The organism is Streptomyces sp. NPDC001108 (genome assembly GCF_053598535.1).
In genome coordinates this window covers 927,754-953,487 of the sequence record NZ_JBSFKL010000001.1, presented here as the reverse complement: position 1 = coordinate 953,487, position 25,734 = coordinate 927,754, and the positions used below count along the sequence as shown (strand labels likewise).

General features: G+C 69.4%; 20 protein-coding genes. 13 read left to right on the top strand and 7 right to left on the bottom strand.

Translation table 11 applies throughout. The features are described from left to right. Positions 1-380 precede the first annotated feature (380 nt). A complete protein-coding gene (locus tag ACWC97_RS04280; RefSeq protein ID WP_450647326.1) occupies positions 381-1,718 on the top strand; it encodes an MATE family efflux transporter in 1,338 nt (445 codons plus the stop codon). 188 nt (positions 1,719-1,906) lie between these two features. Here the strand turns inward: ACWC97_RS04280 and rplI are convergent, their stop codons facing one another. From rplI to rpsF, 4 genes are all read right to left on the bottom strand, one after another. Then, positions 1,907-2,353: a 50S ribosomal protein L9 gene (gene rplI / locus ACWC97_RS04275; protein ID WP_352274030.1), complete on the bottom strand. Its 447-nt coding sequence runs from the start codon at positions 2,351-2,353 to the stop codon at positions 1,907-1,909. Positions 2,354-2,371: 18 nt separating this feature from the next. Then, the gene (rpsR, locus tag ACWC97_RS04270) at positions 2,372-2,608 is read right to left on the bottom strand and encodes a 30S ribosomal protein S18 (protein ID WP_003967857.1); all 237 of its coding nucleotides are present in this window, start codon (positions 2,606-2,608) and stop codon (positions 2,372-2,374) included. A 43-nt stretch (positions 2,609-2,651) separates the two neighbouring features. After that, complete coding sequence (locus ACWC97_RS04265; protein ID WP_352274031.1) at positions 2,652-3,245, bottom strand: single-stranded DNA-binding protein; 594 nt, start codon at positions 3,243-3,245, stop codon at positions 2,652-2,654. A gap of 76 nt (positions 3,246-3,321) precedes the next feature. Beyond that, on the bottom strand, positions 3,322-3,612 hold the full coding sequence (gene rpsF / locus ACWC97_RS04260) for a 30S ribosomal protein S6 (RefSeq protein WP_030115097.1): 291 nt from the start codon (positions 3,610-3,612) through the stop codon (positions 3,322-3,324). 275 nt (positions 3,613-3,887) lie between these two features. On the opposite strand from rpsF, the gene ACWC97_RS04255 reads away from it, so the two are divergent. From ACWC97_RS04255 to ACWC97_RS04245, 3 genes are all read left to right on the top strand, one after another. Continuing rightward, positions 3,888-4,202, top strand: a complete 315-nt coding sequence (locus ACWC97_RS04255; protein WP_352274032.1) for a hypothetical protein — start codon at positions 3,888-3,890, stop codon at positions 4,200-4,202. Positions 4,203-4,394: 192 nt separating this feature from the next. After that, positions 4,395-5,513, top strand: coding sequence for a lipid II:glycine glycyltransferase FemX (locus ACWC97_RS04250; RefSeq protein ID WP_352274033.1), 1,119 nt, complete (start codon positions 4,395-4,397; stop codon positions 5,511-5,513). Positions 5,514-5,703: 190 nt separating this feature from the next. Beyond that, a complete protein-coding gene (locus tag ACWC97_RS04245) occupies positions 5,704-6,735 on the top strand; it encodes an alanine racemase (protein WP_352274034.1) in 1,032 nt (343 codons plus the stop codon). A gap of 60 nt (positions 6,736-6,795) precedes the next feature. Here ACWC97_RS04245 and ACWC97_RS04240 read toward each other — a convergent pair whose 3' ends face one another. Then, positions 6,796-8,286 (bottom strand): glycosyltransferase family 87 protein, encoded by a 1,491-nt coding sequence (locus tag ACWC97_RS04240; protein ID WP_450647322.1) that lies wholly within the window; start codon positions 8,284-8,286, stop codon positions 6,796-6,798. 96 nt (positions 8,287-8,382) lie between these two features. Then, positions 8,383-11,106, bottom strand: coding sequence for a transglycosylase domain-containing protein (locus ACWC97_RS04235; protein ID WP_450647320.1), 2,724 nt, complete (start codon positions 11,104-11,106; stop codon positions 8,383-8,385). A 410-nt stretch (positions 11,107-11,516) separates the two neighbouring features. Between ACWC97_RS04235 and ACWC97_RS04230 the strand changes: the two genes are divergently transcribed. The 3 genes from ACWC97_RS04230 (at position 11,517) to ACWC97_RS04220 (ending at position 14,783) form a co-directional block, all read left to right on the top strand. Further along, positions 11,517-12,224, top strand: a complete 708-nt coding sequence (locus ACWC97_RS04230; RefSeq protein ID WP_450647318.1) for a helix-turn-helix transcriptional regulator — start codon at positions 11,517-11,519, stop codon at positions 12,222-12,224. Between the two features lie 61 nt (positions 12,225-12,285). Further along, the gene (locus tag ACWC97_RS04225; protein ID WP_352274038.1) at positions 12,286-13,368 is read left to right on the top strand and encodes an inositol-3-phosphate synthase; all 1,083 of its coding nucleotides are present in this window, start codon (positions 12,286-12,288) and stop codon (positions 13,366-13,368) included. 125 nt (positions 13,369-13,493) lie between these two features. Continuing rightward, complete coding sequence (locus ACWC97_RS04220) at positions 13,494-14,783, top strand: MFS transporter (protein ID WP_450647469.1); 1,290 nt, start codon at positions 13,494-13,496, stop codon at positions 14,781-14,783. Positions 14,784-14,855: 72 nt separating this feature from the next. Here the strand turns inward: ACWC97_RS04220 and ACWC97_RS04215 are convergent, their stop codons facing one another. Beyond that, complete coding sequence (locus ACWC97_RS04215; RefSeq protein ID WP_352274039.1) at positions 14,856-16,298, bottom strand: CCA tRNA nucleotidyltransferase; 1,443 nt, start codon at positions 16,296-16,298, stop codon at positions 14,856-14,858. Between the two features lie 183 nt (positions 16,299-16,481). Here ACWC97_RS04215 and ACWC97_RS04210 point away from each other — a divergent pair, with 183 nt between their 5' ends. The 6 genes from ACWC97_RS04210 to trxB all read left to right on the top strand — a co-directional run bounded on the left by ACWC97_RS04210 (position 16,482) and on the right by trxB (position 25,706). Further along, on the top strand, positions 16,482-18,779 hold the full coding sequence (locus ACWC97_RS04210) for a DUF6049 family protein (protein ID WP_352274040.1): 2,298 nt from the start codon (positions 16,482-16,484) through the stop codon (positions 18,777-18,779). A gap of 49 nt (positions 18,780-18,828) precedes the next feature. Beyond that, positions 18,829-20,988: a murein biosynthesis integral membrane protein MurJ gene (murJ, locus tag ACWC97_RS04205; RefSeq protein WP_352274041.1), complete on the top strand. Its 2,160-nt coding sequence runs from the start codon at positions 18,829-18,831 to the stop codon at positions 20,986-20,988. A 128-nt stretch (positions 20,989-21,116) separates the two neighbouring features. Continuing rightward, positions 21,117-22,829, top strand: coding sequence for a protein kinase family protein (locus ACWC97_RS04200; RefSeq protein ID WP_352274042.1), 1,713 nt, complete (start codon positions 21,117-21,119; stop codon positions 22,827-22,829). A 163-nt stretch (positions 22,830-22,992) separates the two neighbouring features. Continuing rightward, positions 22,993-23,697: an RNA polymerase sigma factor SigM gene (gene sigM, locus ACWC97_RS04195; RefSeq protein WP_450647315.1), complete on the top strand. Its 705-nt coding sequence runs from the start codon at positions 22,993-22,995 to the stop codon at positions 23,695-23,697. Further along, complete coding sequence (locus ACWC97_RS04190; RefSeq protein WP_450647313.1) at positions 23,694-24,611, top strand: hypothetical protein; 918 nt, start codon at positions 23,694-23,696, stop codon at positions 24,609-24,611. Before sigM ends, ACWC97_RS04190 begins: the two co-directional genes overlap by 4 nt. A gap of 132 nt (positions 24,612-24,743) precedes the next feature. After that, positions 24,744-25,706, top strand: coding sequence for a thioredoxin-disulfide reductase (gene trxB, locus ACWC97_RS04185; protein WP_352274045.1), 963 nt, complete (start codon positions 24,744-24,746; stop codon positions 25,704-25,706). Positions 25,707-25,734: the final 28 nt, after the last annotated feature.

Below are 25,734 nucleotides of genomic sequence, written 5' to 3'. Positions count from 1 at the left end.
CCGACTCCGGTTCCGGCGCGTCAAGTTCTGCGTGGTTCCAGGACCAGAACGGAGTGCGGGCGCCGGTCCACGGTAGGCCGCTCGGCACCGTCAGCCAATCTGGTTATCCACAGGCCATGTGGACGACGGACCAGATGCTGTGGAGAACCCCGCAGAACCTGTGCACGGATCGGGGGACAGCACTGTGGACAAACTCATAGCCATTCCGCCATTACCGCGCTGACCTGGTCTTTCGCCGTCCACGGGCTGTGGGGGAGAAAAACTTTTCCGCTCGCCGCAAGATCACGGGAGGCGCCGCGGAAGAGAACGCCGGGACGCAACGAATGTAAGGACTCATAGGGCATTGGATCTATTACCTGTGGAAGATTAGATTGACCCCTATGACCCAGGTCCCGGCCCCCTCGTCGTCCAGCCGCCGTCGCCACGACCGCGAGATCATCTCACTCGCCGTTCCGGCCTTCGGCGCGCTCGTGGCAGAGCCCCTCTTCGTCATGGTCGACAGTGCCATCGTCGGCCATCTCGGCACTCCGCAACTGGCCGGACTGGCCGTCGCCGCCGCCCTGCTGACCACTGCCGTCAGCATTTTCGTCTTCCTCGCCTACGCCACCACAGCCGCAGTGGCACGACGGGTCGGCGCGGGCGATCTCGCCTCGGCGATCCGGCAGGGCATGGACGGCATCTGGCTGGCGCTCCTGCTCGGCATCGCCGTCATCGCCGTCACCCTCCCCACCGCCCCATGGCTGGTGAACGTCTTCGGAGCCTCCGACACGGCCGCCCCCTATGCGACCACATATCTGAGGATCTCCAGCCTCGGCATCCCGGCTATGCTCGTGGTGATGGCCGCGACCGGCGTGCTCCGCGGCCTGCAGGACACCAGGACCCCGCTCTACGTCGCCATCGGGGGCTTCGCCGCCAACGGCGCGCTCAACGCCGGGCTGGTCTACGGCGCCGGTCTCGGCATCGCCGGGTCGGCCTGGGGCACCGTGATCGCACAGGTCTCGATGGCCCTCGCCTATCTGGTCGTGGTGGTACGCGGAGCACGACGCCACGGTGCCTCGCTCCGCCCGGACGCCGCCGGCATCAGGGCCAGCGCCCAGGCAGGCGTCCCGCTGCTGGTCCGTACGCTCTCGCTCCGCGCCGTCCTGATGATCGCCACGGCCGTCGCCGCCCGCCTCGGGGACACCGAGATAGCCGCGCACCAGATCATCCTCTCGCTCTGGAGCCTGATGGCCTTCGCGCTGGACGCCATCGCCATCGCGGGCCAAGCGATCATCGGCCGGTACCTGGGGGCCGACGACGCCAAGGGCGCACGCGAGGCCTGCCGCCGCATGGTGCAGTGGGGCGCTGTCTCCGGAGTGGTGTTCGGAGCACTGATCGTGCTGGCCCGGCCCCTGTTCGTCCCGCTGTTCACCGGTGACACCTCCGTCCAGGACGCCCTGGTCCCCGCGCTGCTGGTGGTGGCGCTCTCCCAGCCGATCGCCGGTGTGGTCTTCGTGCTGGACGGGGTGCTGATGGGCGCCGGTGACGGCCGGTACCTCGCCTGGGCCATGCTCGTCACCCTCGCGGTCTTCGCTCCGGTCGCCCTGCTGGTACCGGCGGCGGGCGGTGGGCTGACGGCCCTGTGGTGGGCGATGACGCTGATGATGGCGGTCCGGCTGGCGACGCTCTGGCTCCGCGTCCGCTCAGGCAAGTGGGCGATCACCGGGGCCACCCGCTGAGTGGGCTCACCGGCCCGCTGTTTCACGTGAAACAGCGGGTTTCATGCCAAACGGTAGGTGTTCATCCAAACCGGGGGTGTTCATCCAAATCGCGAGTTTCACGTGAAACACCGGGTTTCACGTGAAACGACGAAGGGCCGCACCCCGAGAGGAGTGCGGCCCTTCATCTGCTCAAGTGGGCCGTGCCCTTAGGCAGCGACGACCTCGATGCCGAGGTTCGCAGCGACCTCGGGGTGCAGACGCACGGACACCTGGTGTCCGCCGAGCGTCTTGATCGGCGAGCCCAGCTCGACGCGACGCTTGTCGACGTCGGGGCCACCGGCGGCCTTGATCGCCGAGGCGACGTCGGCCGGGGTCACGGAGCCGAAGAGCCGACCGGCGTCGCCGGAGCGAACGGCCAGGCGGACCTTCACGCTCTCGAGCTTGGCCTTGATTTCGTTGGCCTGCTCGATCGTGGCGATCTCGTGGATCTTGCGGGCGCGGCGGATCTGCGCCACGTCCTTCTCGCCACCCTTGGTCCAGCGGATGGCAAAGCCACGCGGAACCAGGTAGTTACGGGCGTACCCGTCCTTGACGTCGACGACGTCGCCCGCAGCACCGAGGCCGGAGACCTCGTGGGTGAGGATGATCTTCATGATTCGGTCACCCTTCCCTTATCGCGCGGTGGACGTGTAGGGCAGCAGCGCCATCTCACGGCTGTTCTTGACGGCCGTGGCGACGTCACGCTGGTGCTGCGTGCAGTTGCCGGTCACGCGGCGGGCACGGATCTTGCCGCGGTCGGAAATGAACTTCCGCAGCATGTTCGTGTCCTTGTAGTCCACGTACTGGGTCTTGTCCTTGCAGAACGCGCAGACCTTCTTCTTAGGCTTGCGCACAGGCGGCTTCGCCATGATGTTTCTCCTGTGTGATCAAGAAGTGGGGGTCGAGCCGCCCCTAGAAGGGGGGCTCGTCCGAGTAGCCGCCGCCGGAGCCGCCGGAGTTTCCACCCCAGCCGCCTCCGCCGCCACTCTGCTGGCCGCCGGACGGGCCGTTCGTGGCCCACGGGTCGTCGGCGGGAGCGCCGCCACCGCCCTGCTGGCCACCGCCACCGGGACCGCCGCCCCAGTTGCCGCCGCCCTGCTGACCGCCGCCGTATCCACCCTGGCCGCCCTGGCCACCGCGACCCGTGGTCTTGGTGACCTTGGCCGTGGCGTTCTTCAGGCTGGGGCCGACTTCCTCGACGTCCAGCTCGTAGACCGTGCGCTTGATGCCCTCGCGGTCTTCGTACGACCGCTGCTTCAGCCGGCCCTGCACGACGACACGCATGCCGCGCTGGAGCGACTCGGCGACGTTCTCCGCCGCCTGCCGCCAGACCGAGCAGGTCAGGAACAGGCCTTCGCCGTCCTTCCACTCGTTGGTCTGCCGGTCGAAGATGCGGGGAGTGGACGCGACACGGAACTTCGCGACCGCCGCACCGGACGGGGTGAAGCGCAGCTCGGGGTCGTCGACGAGATTGCCGACGACCGTGATGACGGTCTCGCCTGCCATGGGTGAACCTCTCGGCGGGATTGCTTCTGGCTGCTTGCTGCTACTACTCGGACCCGATGACCGCTGAGCCGGAAGCTCAGTGGGCCTCGGGGCGGAGGACCTTGGTCCGGAGGACCGACTCGTTCAGGTTCATCTGGCGGTCGAGCTCCTTGACGACCGCAGGCTCGGCCTGCAGGTCGATGACCGAGTAGATGCCCTCGGGCTTCTTCTTGATCTCGTAAGCGAGACGACGACGGCCCCAGGTGTCGACCTTCTCGACCTTTCCGTTGCCCTCACGGACGACGGAGAGGAAGTTCTCGATCAGGGGGGAGACAGCGCGCTCCTCCAGATCGGGGTCGAGGATGACCATCACCTCGTAGTGACGCATGTGGAACCCACCTCCTTTGGACTCAGCGGCCACGGTCGTTCCGTGGCAGGAGGGTCGTGATGCGTGAGCGCCGATGTCGCCGCGTCGAGCGGCCCCGCCGACAACACCCTCCATGGAGAGGGGCCGCCGGGCTGGCCTGGGCAGACACCGGTGCAGACCGTACAGAGTACCCGCTGACCGGCTTCCGGTTGAAATCCGGTGGTCAGGAGACGCAATCTGGACACATCGGGTGTGAGCGGCGCCACGAAGCGCCCCGTTCGGCCAGGAGGTACTCCATGGCACAGGCAATACGACCCCGTCCCCCCGTCTCCCTGCTCGCCACGGACGGCAGGAGCCATCCGACCCAGCAGGCCCTGGTGACGGTGACACTGGTGCTCGGCGTGCTCGCCTTCGTGACGGCGATGTTCCACAACCTGCATCTGCTCAGCTCGTGGGCCGGACTCATCGGCATCCTCACGGGCGCCTACGGGCAGTACATCTCGGAAACCACGCGTGAACGGTTCCTGCTGGTCATCGGCATGGGCGCGGCCGGTCTCGGCCTGTTCCTGGGGGTGGCGCACGGCGGTCTCTTCGGCGGCATCGTGGGCTGATCCACCAATCCGGTGGGCCGACGCACGAGAGCCGGCGGAACGGTGCGGGACTCCGTCCAGGGGTCCCGCACCGTTCCGCGCCAGGGAACAGGCACAAGGGGCCAGACAGCGTGCGCGGCGGTCACAGTAGGCTTCGGCGCGAGAGCCGGAGCCCCTGACCGATGGGGACACACCTGCCGAGGAGCGCCCCGCATGAGCCTGACCCTGAGGACCATCAGCCGAGAGCAGCATCTGGCGTACATCCAGAACCTGCCCGCGGCGAGTCACATGCAGGTCCCGGCATGGGCGGACGTGAAGGCCGAGTGGCGCTCGGAGAGCCTCGGCTGGTTCGACAAGGACGGGCAGCTCGTCGGGGTCGGCCTGGTGCTCTACCGCCAGCTCCCCAAGATCAAGCGGTACCTCGCCTACCTCCCCGAGGGCCCGGTCATCAACTGGTACGCGCCGAACCTGGACGACTGGCTGCGACCGATGCTGGCGCACCTCAAGCAGCAGGGCGCCTTCTCCGTGAAGATGGGCCCGCCGGTCATCATCCGCCGCTGGGACGCGCCCGCCATCAAGGCCGGGATCCAGGACCCCGAGGTCAAGCGGCTGCGCGACGTGGAGGCCACCCACATCGAGCCGCGCGCCTTCGAGGTGGCCGACCGGCTGCGGAAGATGGGCTGGCAGCAGGGCGAGGACGGCGGCGCCGGCTTCGGTGACGTGCAGCCCCGCTACGTCTACCAGGTGCCGCTGGCGAACCGTTCCCTCGAAGACGTCCACAAGGGCTTCAACCAGCTGTGGCGACGCAACATCAAGAAGGCCGAGAAGGCCGGCGTCGAGGTCGTCCAGGGCGGCTACACCGAGCTCGCCGAATGGCAGCGGCTGTACGAGATCACCGCGGAGCGCGACCGCTTCCGGCCTCGTCCGCTGAGCTACTTCCAGCGCATGTGGACGGCGCTGAACACCGAGGACCCCAACCGGATGCGGCTCTACTTCGCCCGGCACGAGGGCGAGAACGTCGCGGCCGCGACGATGCTGATCGTCGGCGGACACGTCTGGTACTCGTACGGCGCCTCCGCGAACCACAAGCGCGAGGTCCGGCCGTCGAACGCGATGCAGTGGCGGATGCTGCGCGACGCGTACGCGATGGGCGCCACCGTCTACGACCTGCGCGGCATCTCCGACTCGCTGGACGAGACCGACCACCTCTTCGGGCTGATCCAGTTCAAGGTCGGCACCGGCGGGCAGGCGGCCGAGTACCTCGGCGAGTGGGACTTCCCGCTCAACAAGCTGCTGCACAAGGCGCTCGACATCTACATGTCGCGCCGCTGACGCGCGTCGGACGCGTCCGCCGGTACGCGTCCGGGCCGCCGATGCGCCGCCCGTACGCCACTGGTACGCCTCTGATCCGCTTCCGCCGACACCTCCCGCCCCGCTGACGAAACCGGCTTCATTGGTTTCAATGGGGCTTCGGCACCACACACCTCCCACACCGCTGCACCAGAAGGGTTCCGGACCGGCCATGGCGCTCTCCCTGTACGTCGACACCGCGCGCTGGCGGGCGCACCAGAAGTCCGTCCTCGACCAGTTCCCCGGCCTCGTCCCGGTCTGCAAGGGCAACGGGTACGGCTTCGGCCACGAACGGCTGGCCGACGAGGCCATCCGCTTCGGCTCCGACATGCTCGCCGTCGGCACCACCTACGAGGCGGCCCGCATCAAGGACTGGTTCAGCGGCGACCTCCTCGTCCTCACCCCGTTCCGCCGGGGCGAGGAACCGGTCCCGCTGCCCGACCGCGTCGTGCGGTCCGTGTCCTCCGTGGACGGTGTGCACGCCCTGGTGGGCGCCCGGGTCGTCATCGAGTGCATGAGCTCGATGAAGCGCCACGGCGTCAAGGAGGAGGAGCTCGGGCAGTTGCACGCCGCCATCGAGGACGTGCGGCTGGAGGGCTTCGCCCTGCACCTCCCGCTGGACCGCACGGACGGCTCGGACGCGGTCGAGGAGGTCATCGCCTGGATGGACCGGCTGCGCGCGGCCCGGCTGCCGCTGCACACCATGTTCGTCAGCCATCTGCGCGCCGAGGAGCTGGGCCGGCTCCAGCAGCAGTTCCCGCAGACCCGCTTCCGCGCCCGCATCGGCACCCGCCTGTGGCTGGGCGACCACGAGGCGACGCAGTACCGGGGCTCCGTGCTGGACGTCACGCGCGTGACCAAGGGCGACCGGTTCGGCTACCGCCAGCAGAAGGCGGCGTCGGACGGCTGGCTGGTGGTCGTCGCCGGCGGGACCTCGCACGGGGTGGGGCTGGAGGCCCCGAAGGCCCTGCACGGCGTGATGCCGCGGGCCAAGGGGGTCGCCCGAGCGGGCCTGGCCACCGTCAACCGCAACCTGTCGCCGTTCGTCTGGGCGGGCAAGCAGCGCTGGTTCGCCGAGCCGCCGCACATGCAGGTGTCGATCCTGTTCGTCCCGTCGGACGCCCAGGAGCCGAAGGTGGGCGACGAGCTGGTGGCCCACCTGCGTCACACGACGACCCAGTTCGACCGTCTCGTCGACCACTGAGCCGTACGTCCACCGCGAAGACCGGGCCGCCACTCCGAACGGGGTGGCGGCCCGGCCCGTTCACTCCGCGACCGGTTCCCGCTCCGCGCCCCATTCCACCCGCGGCCCCTCGACCGCGTGCTGCTCCGGCCGTGCCGTCCGCCTCAGCACGAACGCGTCCGGGGCCCCGTCGAGCACCCCGCCGGACGGATCGTCCGAGCCGTCGCGCCGCACCACGTCCCGCTCCGGCAGCAGCACGTCCCGTACGACCACGGCGCAGAGGTACAGCGTGCCCAGCAGGTGCAGGGCGATCACCAGCTGGTACCCCTCCGTGGGCAGTCCCTGGTGCTTGTCGCCGCTCGTCGTGTACGCGAGGTACATCCAGATGCCCAGGAAGTACATGACCTCGCAGGCCTGCCAGATCAGGAAGTCCCGCCAGCGCGGCCTCGCCAGCGCGGCCAGCGGGATCAGCCAGAGCACGTACTGCGGCGAGTAGACCTTGTTGACCAGGATGAACGCCGCGACGACGAGGAAGGCGAGCTGCGCGAAGCGCGGCCTGCGCGGTGCCATCAGGGTCAGCGCGCCGATGGCCGCGCACAGCGCGACGGTCGTCAGGGTCGAGACGGTGTTGACGGTCGCGACGTCGATGGCCTCACCGGTGCGCTGGGTGATGATCAGCCAGAAGGAGCCGAAGTCGATGCCCCGCTCCTCGCTGAACGTGTAGAACTTCTTCCAGCCCTCCGGGGCCAGGAGCATCACCGGCAGATTCACCACCAGCCAGGACACCACCGCTCCGAGCGTGGCCGTGCCGAACTCCCGCCACTTGCCCGCCCGCCAGCACAGGACGAACACCGGCCCCAGCAGGAACACGGGGTAGAGCTTGGCGGCCGTGGCGAGCCCGATGAGCACGCCGAAGGCGAGCGCCCGCCCGCGGGACCACATGAGCATCGCCGCGGCCGTCAGCGCGACGGCCAGCAGGTCCCAGTTGATCGTCGCGGTCAGCATGAAGGCGGGGGCGAGGGCCACCAGCAGCCCGTCCCAGGGGCGGAGCCGGTGCGTACGCGCGACGCAGACAGCGATGACCACGGCGCAGACCATCAGCATGCCCGCGTTGACCAACCAGTACATCTGCTCGCGGAACTGGACCTCCCCGCCCGGTGTCAGCCAGGACGCCACCTGCATGAAGAGCCCCGTCAGGACGGGGTACTCCAGGTACTGCATGTCGCCGGGCAGCCGGTCGAAGTAGGGCACCAGCCCGTCGGAGAAGCCCCGCGCCACGAAGAGGTGCGGGATGTCCGAGTAGCAGGCGTGCGTGTACTGCGAGCCCGCGCCCCTGAACCACGCCCAGTTGTAGCAGGGCAGCTTCTGCACCATGCCCAGCGCGAACGTCCCGAGGGCCACCAGGGCGACGACGGCCACCGGAGGGAGCGCCGCGCTGCCCGCGCGGGCCCAGCGCCCCGACGGCCCGCCGATCAGCTCGCTGCCGGCCGCGGCGACCTCGTCCTGGTGCGTGGGCCGCACGACGGACCGTTCCTGGTGCTGGTGCACGCTGGTGTCTTCTGCGCTTGGCATGCCGCACATCCTGCCGTACGGGGCTGTGGAGACGACGAGGGCCGCCGCACCCCGTGGGATGCGGCGGCCCTCATGGTCCGGCCCGGCGGACCGGCGCTATCCGGCCGGTCCGCCGAAGACGGTGCCGGTGCCATTGGCCCCGTTGCCGTTCCCGCCGTTGCCGTTCCCGCCGTTCCAGCTCCCGCCGTTCGGCGGGTTGGGGGTCGTCGACGGGTCACCGCCGCCGGTGGCGTTGCCACCGTTCGCGTCGCCGCCGGTGGCTCCGTCGCTGGTCCCGCCGTTGTTGTGCTGGCAGTCCCAGTCCCATCGGCCACAGGTCTCGGTGGGATCGGGCGACGCCGGGGGCGTGGTCTCCGGCTGCTCCTCGGTCTCCGAGGCGGTCGGAGACGGATCGGTCGTCTCGGTGGGCGTCGGCGTCGGGCTCTGCGCGCCGCCGCCGTAGACCGTGTCGCCGATCGGCTCCGGTTGGGGGAAGGTCAGGACCGGCTTGCCCTCCAGCGCGCCCGCCATGTAGTCGTGCCAGATCTGGGCCGGGAACGACGCACCGTGGATGGTCTTCTCACCACCCGTGCCGTACATCTTCTCGAACTTGCGGTCCTTGTTCTTCTCGTCGTCGTCGAGCCGGTACATGCTGATGGCCGTGGAGAGCTGCGGCGTGTAGCCGACGAACCAGGCGGACTTGTTGTCGTCCGTCGTACCCGTCTTGCCCGCGACATCCCGGCCGGGCAGCCGCGCGGGGGTACCCGTGCCCTTCTCGACGACGTGCTTCAGGACATCGGTGACGTTGTCCGCGATCGAGGCGTCGAAGGCCTGACGGCTCTCGTTCTCGTGCTGGTAGACCGTCTTGCCGCGGGACTCCACCTTCAGGACCGAGAAGGGCTCGCGCTGCTGGCCGCTGGCCGCGAAGGTCGCGTACGCGCCGGCCATCCGGATCGCGCTCGGCGAGGACGTACCGATGGAGAACGACGGCACGGTCGCGTTCGCCAGGCTGCCGTCGTCCTTCAGACCGGCGGCCATGGCGACCTTCTTCACCTTGTCGGTGCCGACGTCCATACCGAGCTGTACGTACGGGGAGTTGGCCGACCGCCGCATCGCCTCGCGCAGGGTGATGTCGCCCGCCGACTCACCGCCGTCGTTCGCCTGACGCCACCCCTCGCCCTTCTCGTCGGTCCAGATCTGACCGTTGTAGTTCTTGATCTGCAGCAGGTTGTCGCCGTTGTAGATGCTGAGCGGCGAGACCTTCGTGCGCTCCGCCGGTCCCTGCTCCGGACCGAGCGCCGGGTTCCGCTTCCCGTACTCCATCGCCGCCGCCAGCACGAACGGCTTGAAGGTCGAACCGACCTGGGCGCCGGTGGGGTTGGCGTTGTTGGTGAAGTGCTTGGTCGCGTCCTCACCGCCGTAGATAGCCACGATGGCGCCGGTCTTGGGGTCGACCGATCCGCCACCGAACTGGACATGGGTGTCCGTCTTCGGGCGTACCTTCGGGTCGATCTTCTCCTTGTAGACCTTCTGGACCGCCTTCTCGAGCTTGTTGACCCGGTCCTTGTTGAAGGTCGTGTGGATCTGGTAGCCGCCCCGGGCCAGCATCTCCGCGGTGACACCCTGGGTGTTGTTGGCGAGGAAGTACTTGCGGGCCAGCTCGACCATGTAACCGATCTGGCCGCCCAGCTGCCCGTTCGGCTTCGGCTTCTTGGGCATCGGGAACTCGGTGTACTTGTCGCGCTCCGTCTTCGAGAGGCGGCCGTCCTTCACCTCTTCGTCGAGGATCCACTTCCAGCGCTTCTTGGCCCGCTCGGTGTTCAGCTCGGCCGTGGCCTGCTTGGGATCGACCTCGGGGGCACCCGCCGGGTCGTAGTACGAGGCGCCCTTCAGCAGCGAGGCCAGGAAGGCGCACTCGCTCGGGTTCAGGTCGACGGCGTCCTTGCCGTAGTACGTGCGGGCCGCCGCCTGGATGCCGGAGGCGCCCCGGCCGTAGTACGCGACGTTCAGGTAGCCCGCGATGATCTCGCTCTTCTTCATGCTGTTGTTGACCTTCAGCGTGATGAAGAGTTCCTGGAACTTACGGCTCAGCGTCTGTTCCTGCGAGAGGCGCGAGTTCTTCACGTACTGCTGGGTGATGGTCGAACCACCCTGGGTCTCGCCACCGGTGGCCATGTTGAACAGGGCGCGGGCGATGCCCATGGGGTCGATGCCGCTGTCGGTGTCGAAGGACTTGTTCTCGGCCGAGATGACGGCGTTGCGCATCGCCTCGGGGATCTGCGCGTAGTCGATGATCTGGCGGTTGGCCGCACCGCCGGTGGCGATCATCTGCGAGCCGTCGTCCCAGAGGTAGACGTTGTTCTGAGCCTCCGCCGCCTCGTTCACATTGGGCTTGCCGACCATCGCGTACGCGATGGTGCCGATGCCCATGAGTACGCCCAGGAAGGCGATGCACAGCCCCGTGACCAGCTTCCACGACGGGAGCCAGCGCCGGAGGCCGTCCTTCTCCGCGCGCGGATAGTCGATGAAACGCTTCTTGGCGGGACGGCGTGCGTTACGGCCCCGGCCCCTGCCGGGTTCTTCGTGGCCCCCTGCGCCACCGCCGCCGCGGCGGCGTCCTCCTCCGCCACCGCCGCGGCCGGCGCCGCCGCGCTGGGCCGCACGACGCGCTTCGGCGCGTCCGCCCTGCGGAGCACCCCCGCTGTGCGACCCTGAATGTGACTCGGAAGTTACTCCGCGTGACGGTGCGGCGCGGCGTCCTGAGGACTGCTGGGCAGCTCGTCTGGCCGCTGCGCGCCCGCCACCTTGCGGCTGGGGCGGTTTGCGACGGTGCTCGCTCATCGAACGACTACTCCTCGGGCAGGCGAGAGCGCCTGGAAGCGGCAGTTGAGATCCGGTCCCCCGAATTGCGGACCAGCCTTCCGGCAGGCTCGTCCGCCATGCGTCCGGCTGGCCCGCGAAGACTGACGCGCGGGCGCGTCACACGGTTCCCGGTGGTCTGCATGCCGCACAGACTACGCACGGTCAAAACCCTCCTAGGACCGAACTTCACCCCAAACAACGCAAGTCGGTGCCTACGAATTCGCGATGTGACGCCGTTCACGATGCCCCCTCTTGTCGCATCGCGGGTACCGATCTATCGTCGGGATGTATCGAGTCGATACATCCGCTCGGCACATCAGCTCGATACACCCGCTCGGCACAGGGCTTCGCAGAGGTATCGGCAGCACTCGGAGATGGAGGAGGCGCAGGTGAGCAGACGCTCGGGCATCCTCGAATTCGCCGTTCTCGGTCTGCTCCGCGAGTCCCCGATGCACGGCTACGAGCTGCGCAAGCGCCTCAACACCTCGTTGGGAATCTTCCGCGCCTTCAGCTACGGAACTCTCTACCCCTGCCTCAAGGCGCTGGTCGCCAGCGGCTGGCTGGTCGAGGAGCCGGGTGCCGCCCCTGCCGCCGCACCGCCCGCCACCGGCCGTGCGGTCGCCCCCGCGTCGTCGCTGGCCGGCCGCCGCGCCAAGATCGTCTACCGGCTGACGGCGGAAGGTAAGGAGCACTTCGAGGAGCTGCTCTCGCACACCGGCCCCGACTCCTGGGAGGACGAGCATTTCGCGGCCCGTTTCGCCTTCTTCGGGCAGACGGAGCGCGAGGTGCGGATGCGGGTGCTGGAAGGCCGGCGCAGCCGGCTGGAGGAGCGGCTGGAGAAGATGCGGGCCTCGCTGGCCCGCACCCGCGAGCGCCTCGACGACTACACGCTTGAGCTGCAGCGGCACGGTATGGAGTCCGTGGAGCGCGAAGTGCGCTGGCTGAACGAGCTCATCGAGAGCGAGCGGTCGGGACGGGATCAGCGACGGTCCTCGCCCGGGAGCGAAGCTCAGCAGAACACCGCAGGAGAGACGGACGGCCTGCCCCGGCGCCGGGGTGACACCCCGCCGGATCCGTCCGACGACACCTCAAAGTGAGGCCCCCGCAGTTCCGCGGGTCCTCATCGGGAACATCCAAAACACACAGGGAGCAACCGGAATGGGTTCGGTTCGCGTAGCCATCGTCGGCGTGGGCAACTGCGCCGCCTCGCTGGTCCAGGGCGTCGAGTACTACAAGGACGCCGATCCGGCCGGCAAGGTGCCCGGTCTGATGCACGTCCAGTTCGGCGACTACCACGTGCGGGACGTCGAGTTCGTCGCCGCCTTCGACGTCGACGCGAAGAAGGTCGGTCTCGACCTCGCGGACGCCATCGGTGCCAGCGAGAACAACACCATCAAGCTCTGCGACGTGCCGAACTCCGGTGTCACCGTCCAGCGCGGCCACACCCACGACGGTCTCGGCAAGTACTACCGCCAGACCATCGAGGAGTCCACCGAGGCCCCGGTCGACATCGTCCAGATCCTCAAGGACCGCAAGGTCGACGTCCTGGTCTGCTACCTGCCCGTCGGTTCCGAGGTCGCCGCGAAGTTCTACGCGCAGTGCGCCATCGACGCCAAGGTCGCGTTCGTCAACGCCCTCCCGGTCTTCATCGCCGGCACCAAGGAGTGGGCGGACAAGTTCACCGAGGCCGGTGTCCCGATCGTCGGTGACGACATCAAGTCGCAGGTCGGCGCCACCATCACGCACCGTGTGATGGCGAAGCTCTTCGAGGACCGGGGCGTCATCCTGGACCGCACGATGCAGCTGAACGTCGGCGGCAACATGGACTTCAAGAACATGCTGGAGCGCGAGCGCCTGGAGTCCAAGAAGATCTCCAAGACGCAGGCCGTCACCTCCCAGATCCCCGACCGGGACCTCGGTGAGAAGAACGTCCACATCGGCCCGTCCGACTACGTGGCCTGGCTGGACGACCGCAAGTGGGCCTACGTCCGCCTGGAGGGCCGCGCGTTCGGTGACGTCCCGCTGAACCTGGAGTACAAGCTCGAGGTCTGGGACTCCCCGAACTCCGCCGGTGTCATCATCGACGCCCTGCGCGCCGCGAAGATCGCCAAGGACCGCGGTATCGGCGGCCCGATCCTCTCCGCGTCCTCCTACTTCATGAAGTCCCCGCCGGTTCAGTACTTCGACGACGAGGCCCGCGAGAACGTCGAGAAGTTCATCCGCGGCGAGGTCGCCAACTGACGCAGCCGGACAGGGAGCGGACGCACGGCACACCGCCGGGCGGCAACGCTCCTTGAGGCTCCGTACCGTTGAGGGTCCCCGGGCAGACTGCCCGGGGACCCTCAACGTATGTGACTCTTGATCGCATGGCCGTCGTCGGTGATCTGCGTGTTCTTCTGCGCCTTCGGGACTTCCGCCGCCTGCTGACGGTACGTGTCCTCTCCCAGTCGGCCGATGGCGTCTTCCAGGTGGCGTTGGCCGCCCATGTCGTCTTCTCACCCGAGAAACAGGCTTCGGCAGGTGCCATCGCCTCCGCGATGGCGGTGCTGCTGCTGCCCTACTCGTTCATCGGCCCCTTCGCCGGCGTCCTGCTGGACCGCTGGCCACGGCGCCAGGTCTTCCTGTACGGGAACCTGCTGCGGGCCGCGCTCGCGTGCTGCACCGCGCTCCTCGTACTCGGCTCGGTGCCCGACTGGCTCTTCTACGTCTCGGCGCTGTGCGTCACCGCCGTCAACCGCTTCGTCCTGGCCGGGCTCTCGGCCGCGCTGCCGCGCGTCGTCGACCGCGACCGGCTGGTGCTGGCCAACTCGATCTCACCGACCGCCGGAACGCTCGCGGCCACCGCGGGCGGCGGCCTCGCCTTCGTCGTACGGCTGCTGCTCGCGGACTCCGACGCCGCGGTGGTCCTGCTCGGCGCGGCGCTCTATCTCGCTTCTGCACTGGCCTCCCTGACCCTGAAGACCGAACTGCTCGGCCCGGACCGGCATGGGCCACGCGCCGGGCTGCGCGAGGCTCTGGCCACCACCGCACGGGGGCTGGCCGCCGGCCTGCGCCACCTCGCGGAGCGGAAGCCGGCGAGCCGGGTGCTGGCCGCCATGACCGCGATGCGCTTCTGCTACGGGGCGCTGACCGTGACGGTGCTGATGCTGTGCCGGCACGCCTGGACCGGGAGTGAGACCGAGGGCCTGGCCCTCCTCGGGCTGGCCGTGGGGGTCTCGGGGGCAGGGTTCTTCGCGGCGGCCGTGCTGACGCCCTGGGCCGCCGGGCGGCTCGGGCGGCTCCGCTGGATGGCGATGTGCGCGGCCGGTGCGGCCGTCCTGGAGCCCGCACTGGGGCTCTGGTTCGTTCCGCTGCCGATGCTGATCGCGGCCTTCGTCCTCGGACTGGTCACCCAGGGCGCGAAGATCGCGACGGACACCGTGGTGCAGACCTCGGTGGGGGACTCCTTCCGCGGACGCGTCTTCTCCCTCTACGACGTGCTGTTCAACGTCGCCTTCGTGGGCGCTGCCGCGGTGGCCGCCCTGCTGCTGCCGCCGGACGGGCGCTCGGCCCCGGTGGTGGTCGGTGTGGCGGTCGTCTACGCGGTCGTCGCCGCTCTGCTCTCCCGGTGGGCCCGGGCGCAGGAACCCACGCGTGAAGGCCGCTGTTTCACGTGAAACAGCGGCCTTGCCCTACGGATCACGGCCGTGTTTCACGTGAAACACGGCTCGCCCTCCCGTACGGCCGTCTCAGCTCTGCGTGGCCCACCACTCCTTGAGCTTCTCGACCGCCGCGTCGCGCTCCAGCGGGCCGTGTTCCAGCCGCAGCTCCAGCAGGAACGCGTACGCCTTGCCGATCACCGGTCCAGGGCCGATGTCCAGGACCTTCATGATCTCGTTGCCGTTCAGGTCGGGGCGGATCGCGTCCAGCTCCTCCTGCTCCTGCAACTGTGCGATGCGCTCCTCCAGCCCGTCGTAGGTCCGGGAGAGTGCCGCGGCCTTGCGCTTGTTCCGCGTGGTGCAGTCCGAGCGGGTCAGCTTGTGCAGCCGGTCCAGCAACGGGCCCGCGTCCCGCACGTACCGGCGGACCGCGGAGTCCGTCCACTCACCGTCGCCGTAGCCGTGGAAGCGCAGGTGCAGCTCCACCAGCTTCGAGACGTCCTTGACCATGTCGTTGGAGTACTTGAGCGCGGTCATCCGCTTCTTGACCATCTTGGCCCCCACCACTTCGTGGTGATGGAACGAGACGCGGCCGTCCTTCTCGAAGCGCCGGGTCCGCGGCTTGCCGATGTCATGGAGGAGCGCGGCCAGCCGCAGCGTCAGATCCGGGCCGTCCTGCTCCAGGTCGATGGCCTGCTCCAGCACGGTCAGCGAGTGCTCGTAGACGTCCTTGTGACGGTGATGCTCGTCACTTTCCAACCGCAGGGCGGGGAGTTCCGGCAGCACCCGCTGGGCCAGCCCCGTATCGACGAGCAGGGCCAGACCCTTGCGCGGCTGCGAGGAGAGCAGCAGCTTGTTGAGCTCGTCGCGGACCCGCTCGGCGGAGACGATCTCGATGCGTCCGGCCATCTCCGTCATGGCGGCGACCACGTCGGGGGCGACGTCGAAGTCGAGCTGGGCCGCGAAGCGGGCGGCGCGCAGCATCCGCAGCGGGTCGTCGGAGAACGACTCCTCGGGCGTTCCGGGGGTGCGCAGGACGCGGGCCGCCAGGTCGTCGAGGCCGCCGTGCGGGTCGACGAACTCCTTCTGCGGAAGCGCGACGGCCATCGCGTTGACCGTGAAGTCCCGGCGGACGAGGTCCTCCTCGATGGAGTCGCCGTAGGAGACCTCGGGCTTGCGCGAGGTCCGGTCGTACGCCTCCGACCGGTATGTGGTGACCTCGATCTGGTAGCCGTCCTTCTGGGCGCCCACGGTGCCGAAGGCGATCCCGACCTCCCAGACCGCGTCGGCCCACGGCCGGACGATCGTCAGCACGTCCTCGGGGCGGGCGTCGGTCGTGAAGTCCAGGTCGTTCCCGAGCCTGCCGAGGAGGGCGTCCCGGACCGATCCGCCGACCAGCGCGAGACCGAACCCGGCGTCCTGGAATCGGCGAGCGAGGTCGTCGGCGACCGGGGACACCCGCAGCAGTTCGCTGACTGCACGGTGCTGTACCTCGGTCAGGGCACGGGAGCTGTCTTCATTGGCGTTCGACACAACAGAAAAGGGTACGTGCCCGGACCGGCCCGGTCGCCCTGGTTACAACCCGCCCTGCGAGACTCTTCCGATCATGTAGCGAACTCCCCAGCACTTGGCACCCCCGTACATCGTTACCATGCGTGGACGCAACAACCGACAAGCATCGACACCAGCTGACGACGACGAGGGACGGGTAGGCGCGTGGCCGAGGCGGCAGACAATCAGGGGATCGCTCCCTCTCCTGCTCGCCGGTGGCTGCGGCGCACAGCCGCGCTGGTCACCGGCGCACCTCTCATCGCGGCCCTGCTGGCCGGACCGACCGCGTCGGCCACGCCCGCCGGCAGCACCACGAAGACCCCCACCGGGTCCAGAACGGTGGACGTGTCCCTGGACACCCTGGCTCCGAGCGCGCCGGTCAAGGGGGACACCCTGACCGTCTCCGGCACCCTCACCAACCGGGGCAAGGACACGATCACGGACGCCGAGGTCGACCTGCGGGTGGGTCCGCGGCTCCTGGGCCGGACGGAGATCGACAACACCGCCGGACGCACCGGATTCACGTTCGGCGCCGATCCCGCCCCGCTCGGCGGCGCGTACACGGTGAAGGTCGCGAAACTCCGCGCCGGCATCAGCCAGGACTTCACGCTGTCCGTCCCCGTCGGCAAACTGGGGCTCGGCGACGACGGGGTCTACCAGCTCGGTGTGTCGCTGTCGGGCCAGACCTCCCGTGCTCCGTACCAGCAGGTGCTGGGGATCGAGCGCACCTTCCTGCCCTGGCAGGAGGAGGAGCGCGACAGCAGGACGAAGCTCACCTATCTCTGGCCGCTGATCGCCTCGGCCCATGTCACCGCCGAGACGGGCACGGACGATCAGCAGACACCGGTGTTCTCGGACGACGGCCTGGCCGACGAGCTGGCCCCGGGCGGGCGGCTGGAGCAGATGGTCTCGCTGGGCAGCGAGCTGCCGGTGACCTGGGTCATCGATCCGGACCTGCTGGCCAGTGTCGACGCGATGACGGGGAACTACCGGGTCAAGGCCGGCGACACCACCGTCCCCGGGACCAACCAGGCCGTCGCCAAGAAGTGGCTCACCGCCCTGGAGGCCGCGGTGGCGGACGGAAAGGTCGTCGCGCTGCCGTTCGCCGACCCCGATCTGGCCTCCATCGCGCACCGCGCGAAGAACGTCTCCGGCACCTTGAGCCATCTGCAGACCGCCACCGAAGTGGCCGGGACGACCGTGCAGACCATCCTCCACGTGAAGCCGTCGACCGACTTCGCCTGGCCGGTCGACGGAGCCGTCGACCCGTCGATCGTCGATGTCGCCACCTCGGCCGGGGCCCACAAGGTGATCGCCCGCAGCGACAACCTCCGGGAGACCGACAACCTGCCGTACACGCCGACGGCCGCCCGGCCGATCGGCAACGGCACCACCGCGGTCGTCGCGGACGCCCGACTCTCCACGGCCTTCCAGGGCGACATGGCGAAGGCCGGCAAGTCCACCCTCGCCGTGCAGAAGTTCCTCGCCCAGACGCTCGCGCTGACCGCTCAGGACACCGACGAGGAGCGGAGCATCGTCGTCGCGCCGCAGCGGACGCCCTCGGTGGCCCAGGCCCAGTCGATGGCCCGCGCGCTCCAGGCGCTCGGCGACGAGCGCTGGACCCAGCCGCTGGGCCTGGTCGACGCGGCCGACGCGACGCCCGACGCCGGGGCGACGACGCGCGTCCCCCGGGCCTCCCAGTACCCGAAGAAGCTCCGCCGCCAGGAGCTGCCCACCCAGGCCTTCCAGGACATCAAGTCCACTCAGACCTCGCTCAACAACTTCCAGGTCATCCTGACGCAGCCCGAGCGGGTGGTGACCCCCTTCGGCAACGCGCTCAACCGCTCCATGTCGACGTCCTGGCGCGGTCGGCCGCTGGAGGCCCAGCTGTACCGGGACTCGGTGCGCGGCTACCTCCAGGACCTCGTCAACGAGGTCCAGCTCATCTCGAAGTCGGACGTCACCCTGTCCGGCCGCAGCGCCACGATCCCGGTGACCGTGCAGAACAGGCTGCTGCAGGGTGTGGACGGTCTGGTCCTGCGGCTCAGGTCGGAGAACGCCACACGGCTCAGGCTGAACGACGACGGAGCGGTGGCGGAGCAGCCGATCCGGATCGGCCCCGGCCACAGCCAGTCCGTGAAGTTCGACGCGGCGGCCAACGTCAACGGCCAGGTGCAGATGACGGCGCAGCTCTACACCGAGGACGGCACCCCGTACGGCAGCGCGATGACCTTCACCGTGAAGGTGTCCGAGCTCACCCCGACCGTGCTGCTGGTCATCGCGGGCGGGCTGCTGCTGCTGGTTCTCGCGGGCATCAGGATGTACGCCCACCGCAAGCGCGCCAACGCGGGCGGCGCACCCGGTGACGACGGCGGCGAACCGGAGCAGCCGAGTGACCCGACTCCGGACACCGGTCCGGAAAGCGGGGAGCCGTCGTCCTCGGGTGAGAAAGTGGAACGTTGAGCGATGTCTGTCGTGGCCGGTCGGCCGGGGACGATGAGGTGGGGTTTCGATGAACGCGCCGTACGACGGTGACCGCGGTCAGGGTGCGGGCGGAGCCGGGGCTTCCGGCGGGCCCCCGGTGCCTCCTCCGGGCCCCGGCCAGGCCCCGCCGCCCGACCCGTACCTGCAGGACGCCTACGACCGCGACCCCTATCGTGCCCAGGACCTGACCGCCCAGGACCCGGTCGCCGAGGCCCTGTACGACCGGGCCGCGCACCCGCCGCCGTCCCCCGGCACGTACCAGCAGCCCCACCCGCTCTACCAGCAGCCGGCCGCGGCCCAGTACCCGCCCGACCCGCGGCTCTGGGCCCAGACGCCTCCTCCCGAGCCCGACGGTCCCTCGCGGCACCTGCCGTACGGCGACCGTCCGGCGTCCACCCAGTTCGTCGGGGTGGACGACCTGGTCAGCCAGGCCTCGCGGAACGACGAGCAGCCGGACGCCTTCGCGCACCTCTTCCGGGACCAGGAGGGCCCCTCCGGCCCCGCTCCCGTTCCCCAGGAGCCCGAGCCCGCTCCGGCGCCCCCTCCGGCCAAGTCCGGCGGACGGGCCTCCGGGATACTGAAGTCGAGCGCCCTGATGGCGGCCGGCACGCTCGTCTCCCGCCTCACCGGTTTCGTCCGCAGCCTGGTCATCACCGCCGCGCTCGGTGCGGCGCTGCTCGGCGACAGCTACACCATCGCCTACACCCTGCCCACGATGATCTACATCCTCACCGTCGGCGGCGGTCTGAACTCGGTATTCGTCCCTCAGCTCGTCCGCTCCATGAAGGACGACGAGGACGGCGGCGAGGCGTACGCCAACCGCCTGCTGACCCTGGTCATGGTGACGCTCGGGGTGATCGTCGGCATCGCGGTCCTCGCCGCTCCGTGGCTGATCCACATGATGTCGCCGACGATCGCCCAGGACGCGGCGGCCGACAGTGTTGCCGTGACCTTCGCCCGGTACTGCCTGCCGACCATCTTCTTCATGGGCGTGCACGTCGTCATGGGCCAGATCCTCAACGCCCGCGGCAAGTTCGGCGCGATGATGTGGACCCCGGTCCTCAACAACATCGTGATGATCTTCACGTTCGGCATGTTCATCTGGGTCTACGGAACGTCCGCCGAATCCAGGATGGGCGTCCAGACCATCCCGCCGGAGGGCGTGCGGCTGCTGGGCATCGGCACCCTGCTCGGACTGGTCGTCCAGGCCCTGGCGATGATTCCGTACCTGCGCGAGGCCGGCTTCCGGTTCCGTCCGCGCTTCGACTGGAAGGGCCACGGGCTCGGCAAGACGGTCAGGCTCGCCAAGTGGACCGTTCTGTTCGTGCTGGCCAACCAGGCCGGCGTGATCGTCGTCACGCAGCTCGCGACGTCGGCGGGGAAGCTGTCCGGCAAGGACGGCACCGGCTTCCTCGCCTACTCCAACGCCCAGCTGATCTGGGGCATGCCGCAGGCGATCATCACCGTCTCGGTCATGGCCGCCCTGCTGCCCCGGATCTCCCGCGCCGCCCATGACAACGATCCCGGCGCCGTCCGGGACGACATCTCGCAGGGACTGCGGAACTCGGCCGTCGCGATCGTGCCGGTGGCCTTCTCTTTCCTCGCGCTCGGCCTGCCGATGTGCACCCTGCTGTACGCCTCCGCCGGAACCGAGGCCGCCCGCTCCATGGGCTTCATCCTGATGGCCTTCGGCCTCGGCCTGATCCCGTACTCCGTGCAGTACGTGGTCCTGCGCGGCTTCTACGCGTACGAGGACACCCGCACGCCCTTCTACAACACAGTGATCGTGGCCGCGGTCAACGCCGCCGTCTCGGCCCTCTGCTACGTGGTCCTGCCGGCCCGCTGGGCCGTGGTCGGGATGGCTGCCGCGTACGGGCTCGCCTACGCCGTCGGCGTGGGTGTCGCCTGGCGGCGGCTGCGCAACCGCTTGGGCGGGGACCTGGACGGCGCCCATGTCGTACGGACCTACGCCCGGCTGTGCCTGGCGGCGGTCCCGGCAGCGGTTCTCGGTGGCGGGGCGGGCTTCGCCGTCCTGGCCGGGCTCGGCGACGGGGCCCTCGGTTCGCTGGCCGCGCTGATCTTCGGCGGAGCCGTGCTGCTCGGAGTCTTCTTCGTCGCCGCCAAGCGGATGCGGATCGAGGAGATCAACGGCATGGTCGGCATGGTCAGGGGGCGGCTCGGCCGCTGAGTGGACACCGGCCGCACAACCATCACCGCCCCTGGCGTGTCGTGCATAGCGCCGGAGTGTGGGCACAATTGGCGTAACTGTGCAGAGCTGGCTGGCATCGCGCAACGGATGGGGAGGCAGGAACGACGGTGGCGGAACGTAGCACGGCTGCCGTCGACGTGGCCGACAACAGCGGCGATGAGCCGTTGGCCGCCAAGGCGGACGAAACCACGGCCGACGGGACGACGGAAGCCCAGGACACCGCAGGCGCGAAGCCGCAGGACACGGATGGTGAACGAGTCGGTTCCGAGACCTCCCTGGACGCCCCCGATCTGCACAGCGGGCACAAGCTCGCCAAGCGCTACCGGCTGGAGGAGTGCGTCACCCGGCTGGACGGATTCAGCAGCTGGCGTGCCGTCGACGAGAAGCTTCGTCGTGCGGTGGGCGTCCACCTGCTCCCCGCCGATCACTCCCGCGCCCGCTCCGTGCTGGCCGCGGCCCGTTCCGCCGCACTGCTCGGCGACCCGCGCTTCGTGCAGGTGCTGGACGCGGTCGAGGAGGACGACCTCGTCTACGTCGTCCACGAATGGCTGCCCGACGCCACCGAGCTCACCTCGCTGCTGGCCGCGGGCCCGATGGACGCGCACGACGCCTACCAGCTCGTCAGCCAGGTCTCCCAGGCCATGGCTGCGGCGCACCGCGAGGGCCTCTCCCATCTGAGGCTCACCCCCGGGGCGGTACTGCGGAGCTCGACCGGCCAGTACCGGATCCGTGGCCTCGCGGTGAACGCCGCCCTGCGCGGCATCACCGCCGAGCGCCCCCAGCGGACCGACACCGAGGCGATCGGCGCGCTGCTCTACGCCGCGCTGACCCACCGCTGGCCGTACGAGAACGACGCGTACGGCATGGCCGGGCTGCCCAAGGGCGTCGGTCTACTCGCTCCCGACCAGGTACGGGCCGGTGTTCACCGCGGTCTCTCCGAGCTGGCGATGCGCGCACTCGCCAACGACGGCGCCACCGCCTCCCGGCAGGAGCAGCCCTGCACCACGCCGGACGAGCTGGCCAAGGCCGTGGCGGCGATGCCCCGCATCCGTCCGCCGGAGCCGGTCTTCACCGCGCCCCCGGAGTACCAGCGGACCGCTTACCAGCAGGGAACCTACGGCCGTCCGCAGACCGGCCCCGCAGCCGCGCCCGCGCCTGTCACCGTGCCTCCCCCGCCGCTGCAGAGCCGCAGCGGCAAGGTCCTCAAGTGGGCCGTGTCCGCGTTGCTCATCGCCGCGCTGGGCCTCGGCAGCTGGCAGCTCGCCGAGACGCTCATCAGCCGCATCAAGGGTTCGGGCGCCGACGAGACCACGCAGACCCCGCCCAAGGACGGCGGCGAGAAGGCCCCGGCCCCGCCCAAGCCGTTGCGGATCGCGAGTGCGACGGAGTTCATGCCCAACGGCTCGGGGATGAAGCAGGAGGATGCCCCGAAGGCCATCGACGGCGACGCCGGCACCGCGTGGGTGACCTATCGCTACCAGGGCTTCGCGAACTTCGGGAACCTGCCGGCCCGCAAGGACGGAAGCGGCATAGTCGTCGACCTCGGCAGCGTCCAGGACGTCTCCGCCGTCGAGGTCCGGATGTACCGCAGCGGGCAGAAGGCGGAGGTGCTCGCGGCCGGTGCCGACGCCTCCGCTCCCTCGGCCCTCGCGGACTTCCCCCAGCGCCTCACGCCGCTGGGATCCACGGGGAGCGAGCTGAAGCAGACCTTGGACAAGCCGGTACGGACCCGCTACGTCCTGGTCCACATCACCGAGCTGCCGCCCGACGGCACGGGTGGTTACCGCGGCGGGATCTCGGAGATCTCCGTACTCAAGTGACACGAAGGCCGGTGAGCGCATGTCTCACCGGCCTTTCGCGTGTCCGGGCTTCCGGCAACCCCGCTTTGCTCCGTACCGGTCGGTGTTCTTCCGCACCCTGCCCCGCCTTCTCGAATCGTGATAGACAGACGCACCGTGACGCAGTGAAAGGGAGGGAGGGGAGGTGGCCGCCGAGCCGTCGGAACCACTCAGCGACTCAGACCTCCTCGCTCGCCATGTGGCCGGAGAACCGGACGCTTTCGGCGAGCTCGTACGGCGCCACCGTGATCGGCTGTGGGCCGTGGCGATACGGACCCTGGGCGACCGGGAGGAGGCCGCGGACGCCGTCCAGGACGCGTTGGTCTCCGCCTTCCGGTCCGCCCACACCTTCCAGGGCCGGTCCGCCGTCACCACCTGGCTGCACCGCATCACCGTCAACGCCTGCCTGGACCGGGCCCGTAAGGCGGCCACCCGCCGGACCGCCCCGGTCGACGACGCCCAACGGTTCGAGCAGCTTCTCGAACCGCACGAATCCGCAGAGGCACCGGCGGAACGTCAGGACCTCCACCGTGAGCTGCTGGCCGCGCTCGCCACTCTCCCCACCGATCAGCGGGCCGCGCTCGTCCTGGTCGACATGCAGGGCTATCCGGTGGCCGAGGCTGCCCGCATCCTCGACGTTCCGACGGGCACCGTGAAGAGCCGCTGCGCCCGCGGTCGGGCCCGGCTGGCTCCGCTCCTGTCCCACCTGCGCAGCGAGGTCTCGGGAAGCGACGGGACCGCGACGAGAAGGAACCGGACGGCGTGCTCCGCCGTCCCACCGCCATCGGGGCCGAGAGACGCGGACACAAGCGATCCCGCTGTAGTGAAGGGCGGAGGTGGGCGAACATGACATCGACGACCGGCACGACCCAGCATCCGGATGTCACGGAGATCTCCGACCTGACCGAGGGCCTGCTCCCTCAGCCACGCGCGGCGGAGGTACGCGACCACGTCGACGGCTGCGAGCTGTGCGGCGAGGTCCACACCTCCCTCACCGAGATCCGCGAACTACTCGGCGCCGTCTCGGCACCGCCGCGCATGCCGGATGATGTCGCCGCCCGTATCGATGCTGCGCTCGCCGCGGAGGCGACACATGTTTCACGTGAAACGAAACCCTCTGTTTCACGTGAAACAGAGCTACCGGCGAGCCAGAAGCAGAGGGGGGAGACAGCTCCCACGGACCGTCCCGCAGGCCGCCCCCGGGCCACCACCGGCCCCGGCCGCCGCCCCGTGCGGCGCCGTCGCCGTGCTGTACTCGGCGCTGCGCTCGGGGCAGCCGTGGTCGGTGTGAGCGTCCTGATGCTGCAGAGCGTCCAGTCGTCCCCTGACTCCTCGGCGGTCAAAGCGGCTGACCACCGGACCGAGCCTGGAAAGGCCGCCAGTGGCGACTTCTCGGAGTCCACGCTCGAAGGCCGGGTCCAGTCGCTTCTGCGGAGCTCCGCCGCGGAACAGCCGAAGTCGGCAGAGGGTTCGGACTCCGGGAAGAAGGCGCCGTCCGGCGAGTCCCGGGCAACGACCCAGACGCCGCTGCGCGCCTCTACCGTCCCCGTTCCTCCCTGCGTGGAGCAGGGCACCGGGCGCAATGCCCCGGCGCTCGCCCTGGAGCAAGGAACCTACGAAGGAACGGCCGCCTTCCTGGTGGTCCTGCCCCATCCGTCCGACGCCGACCAAGTGCAGGCGTACGTGGTGGACGCCTCCTGTGTCCACGACGCGCCCACGCGCAGGGGCACACTCCTGCTGACCCATACATACGCGCGCCCCTGAACAGCGCACGAACGCCACCTCGGCACGGTGGGAATGCATCCCCCGTAGGATCCGTTGGGTGGGGTGAGAGTCGTTGAACCGGCCCCAGTAGGCGTGGACAGTAGGCAGTCTGCAGAGACGAGGAAGAAACCCGTGAGCGACGTCCGTAACGTGATCATCATCGGCTCCGGCCCCGCGGGCTACACGGCCGCCCTTTACACCGCCCGCGCCTCACTGAAGCCGCTGGTATTCGAGGGTGCCGTCACCGCCGGTGGCGCCCTGATGAACACCACCGACGTGGAGAACTTCCCGGGCTTCCAGGACGGGATCATGGGCCCCGAGCTCATGGACAACATGCGCGCCCAGGCCGAGCGCTTCGGCGCCGAGCTCGTCCCCGACGATGTCGTCGCCGTGGACCTCACGGGCGACATCAAGACGGTCACCGACACGGCCGGTACGGTCCACCGCGCCAAGGCCGTCATCGTGACGACCGGTTCCCAGCACCGCAAGCTCGGCCTGCCCAACGAGGACGCTCTCTCCGGACGGGGTGTCTCCTGGTGCGCCACCTGTGACGGCTTCTTCTTCAAGGACCAGGACATCGCCGTGGTCGGTGGCGGAGACACGGCGATGGAGGAGGCGACCTTCCTCTCCCGCTTCGCCAAGTCGGTCACGATCGTCCACCGTCGTGACACGCTGCGCGCCTCGAAGGCGATGCAAGAGCGCGCCTTCGCCGACCCGAAGATCAAGTTCGCCTGGGACAGCGAGGTGGCCGAGGTGCACGGCGACCAGAAGCTCTCCGGTCTGACCCTCCGGAACACCAAGACCGGTGAGACCTCCGAGCTCGCGGTGACCGGACTGTTCATCGCCGTGGGCCACGACCCGCGCACCGAACTCTTCAAGGGCCAGCTCGACCTCGACGAGGAGGGCTACCTCAAGGTCGACGCCCCCTCGACGCGCACCAACCTGACCGGTGTCTTCGGCGCCGGTGATGTCGTCGACCACACCTACCGGCAGGCCATCACCGCTGCCGGCACGGGCTGCTCCGCCGCTCTTGACGCCGAGCGCTTCCTCGCCGCGCTCGCCGACGACGAGAAGGCCGCCGCGGCCACCGCCTGAACCACGCCTCTTACCCCACACACCCCAA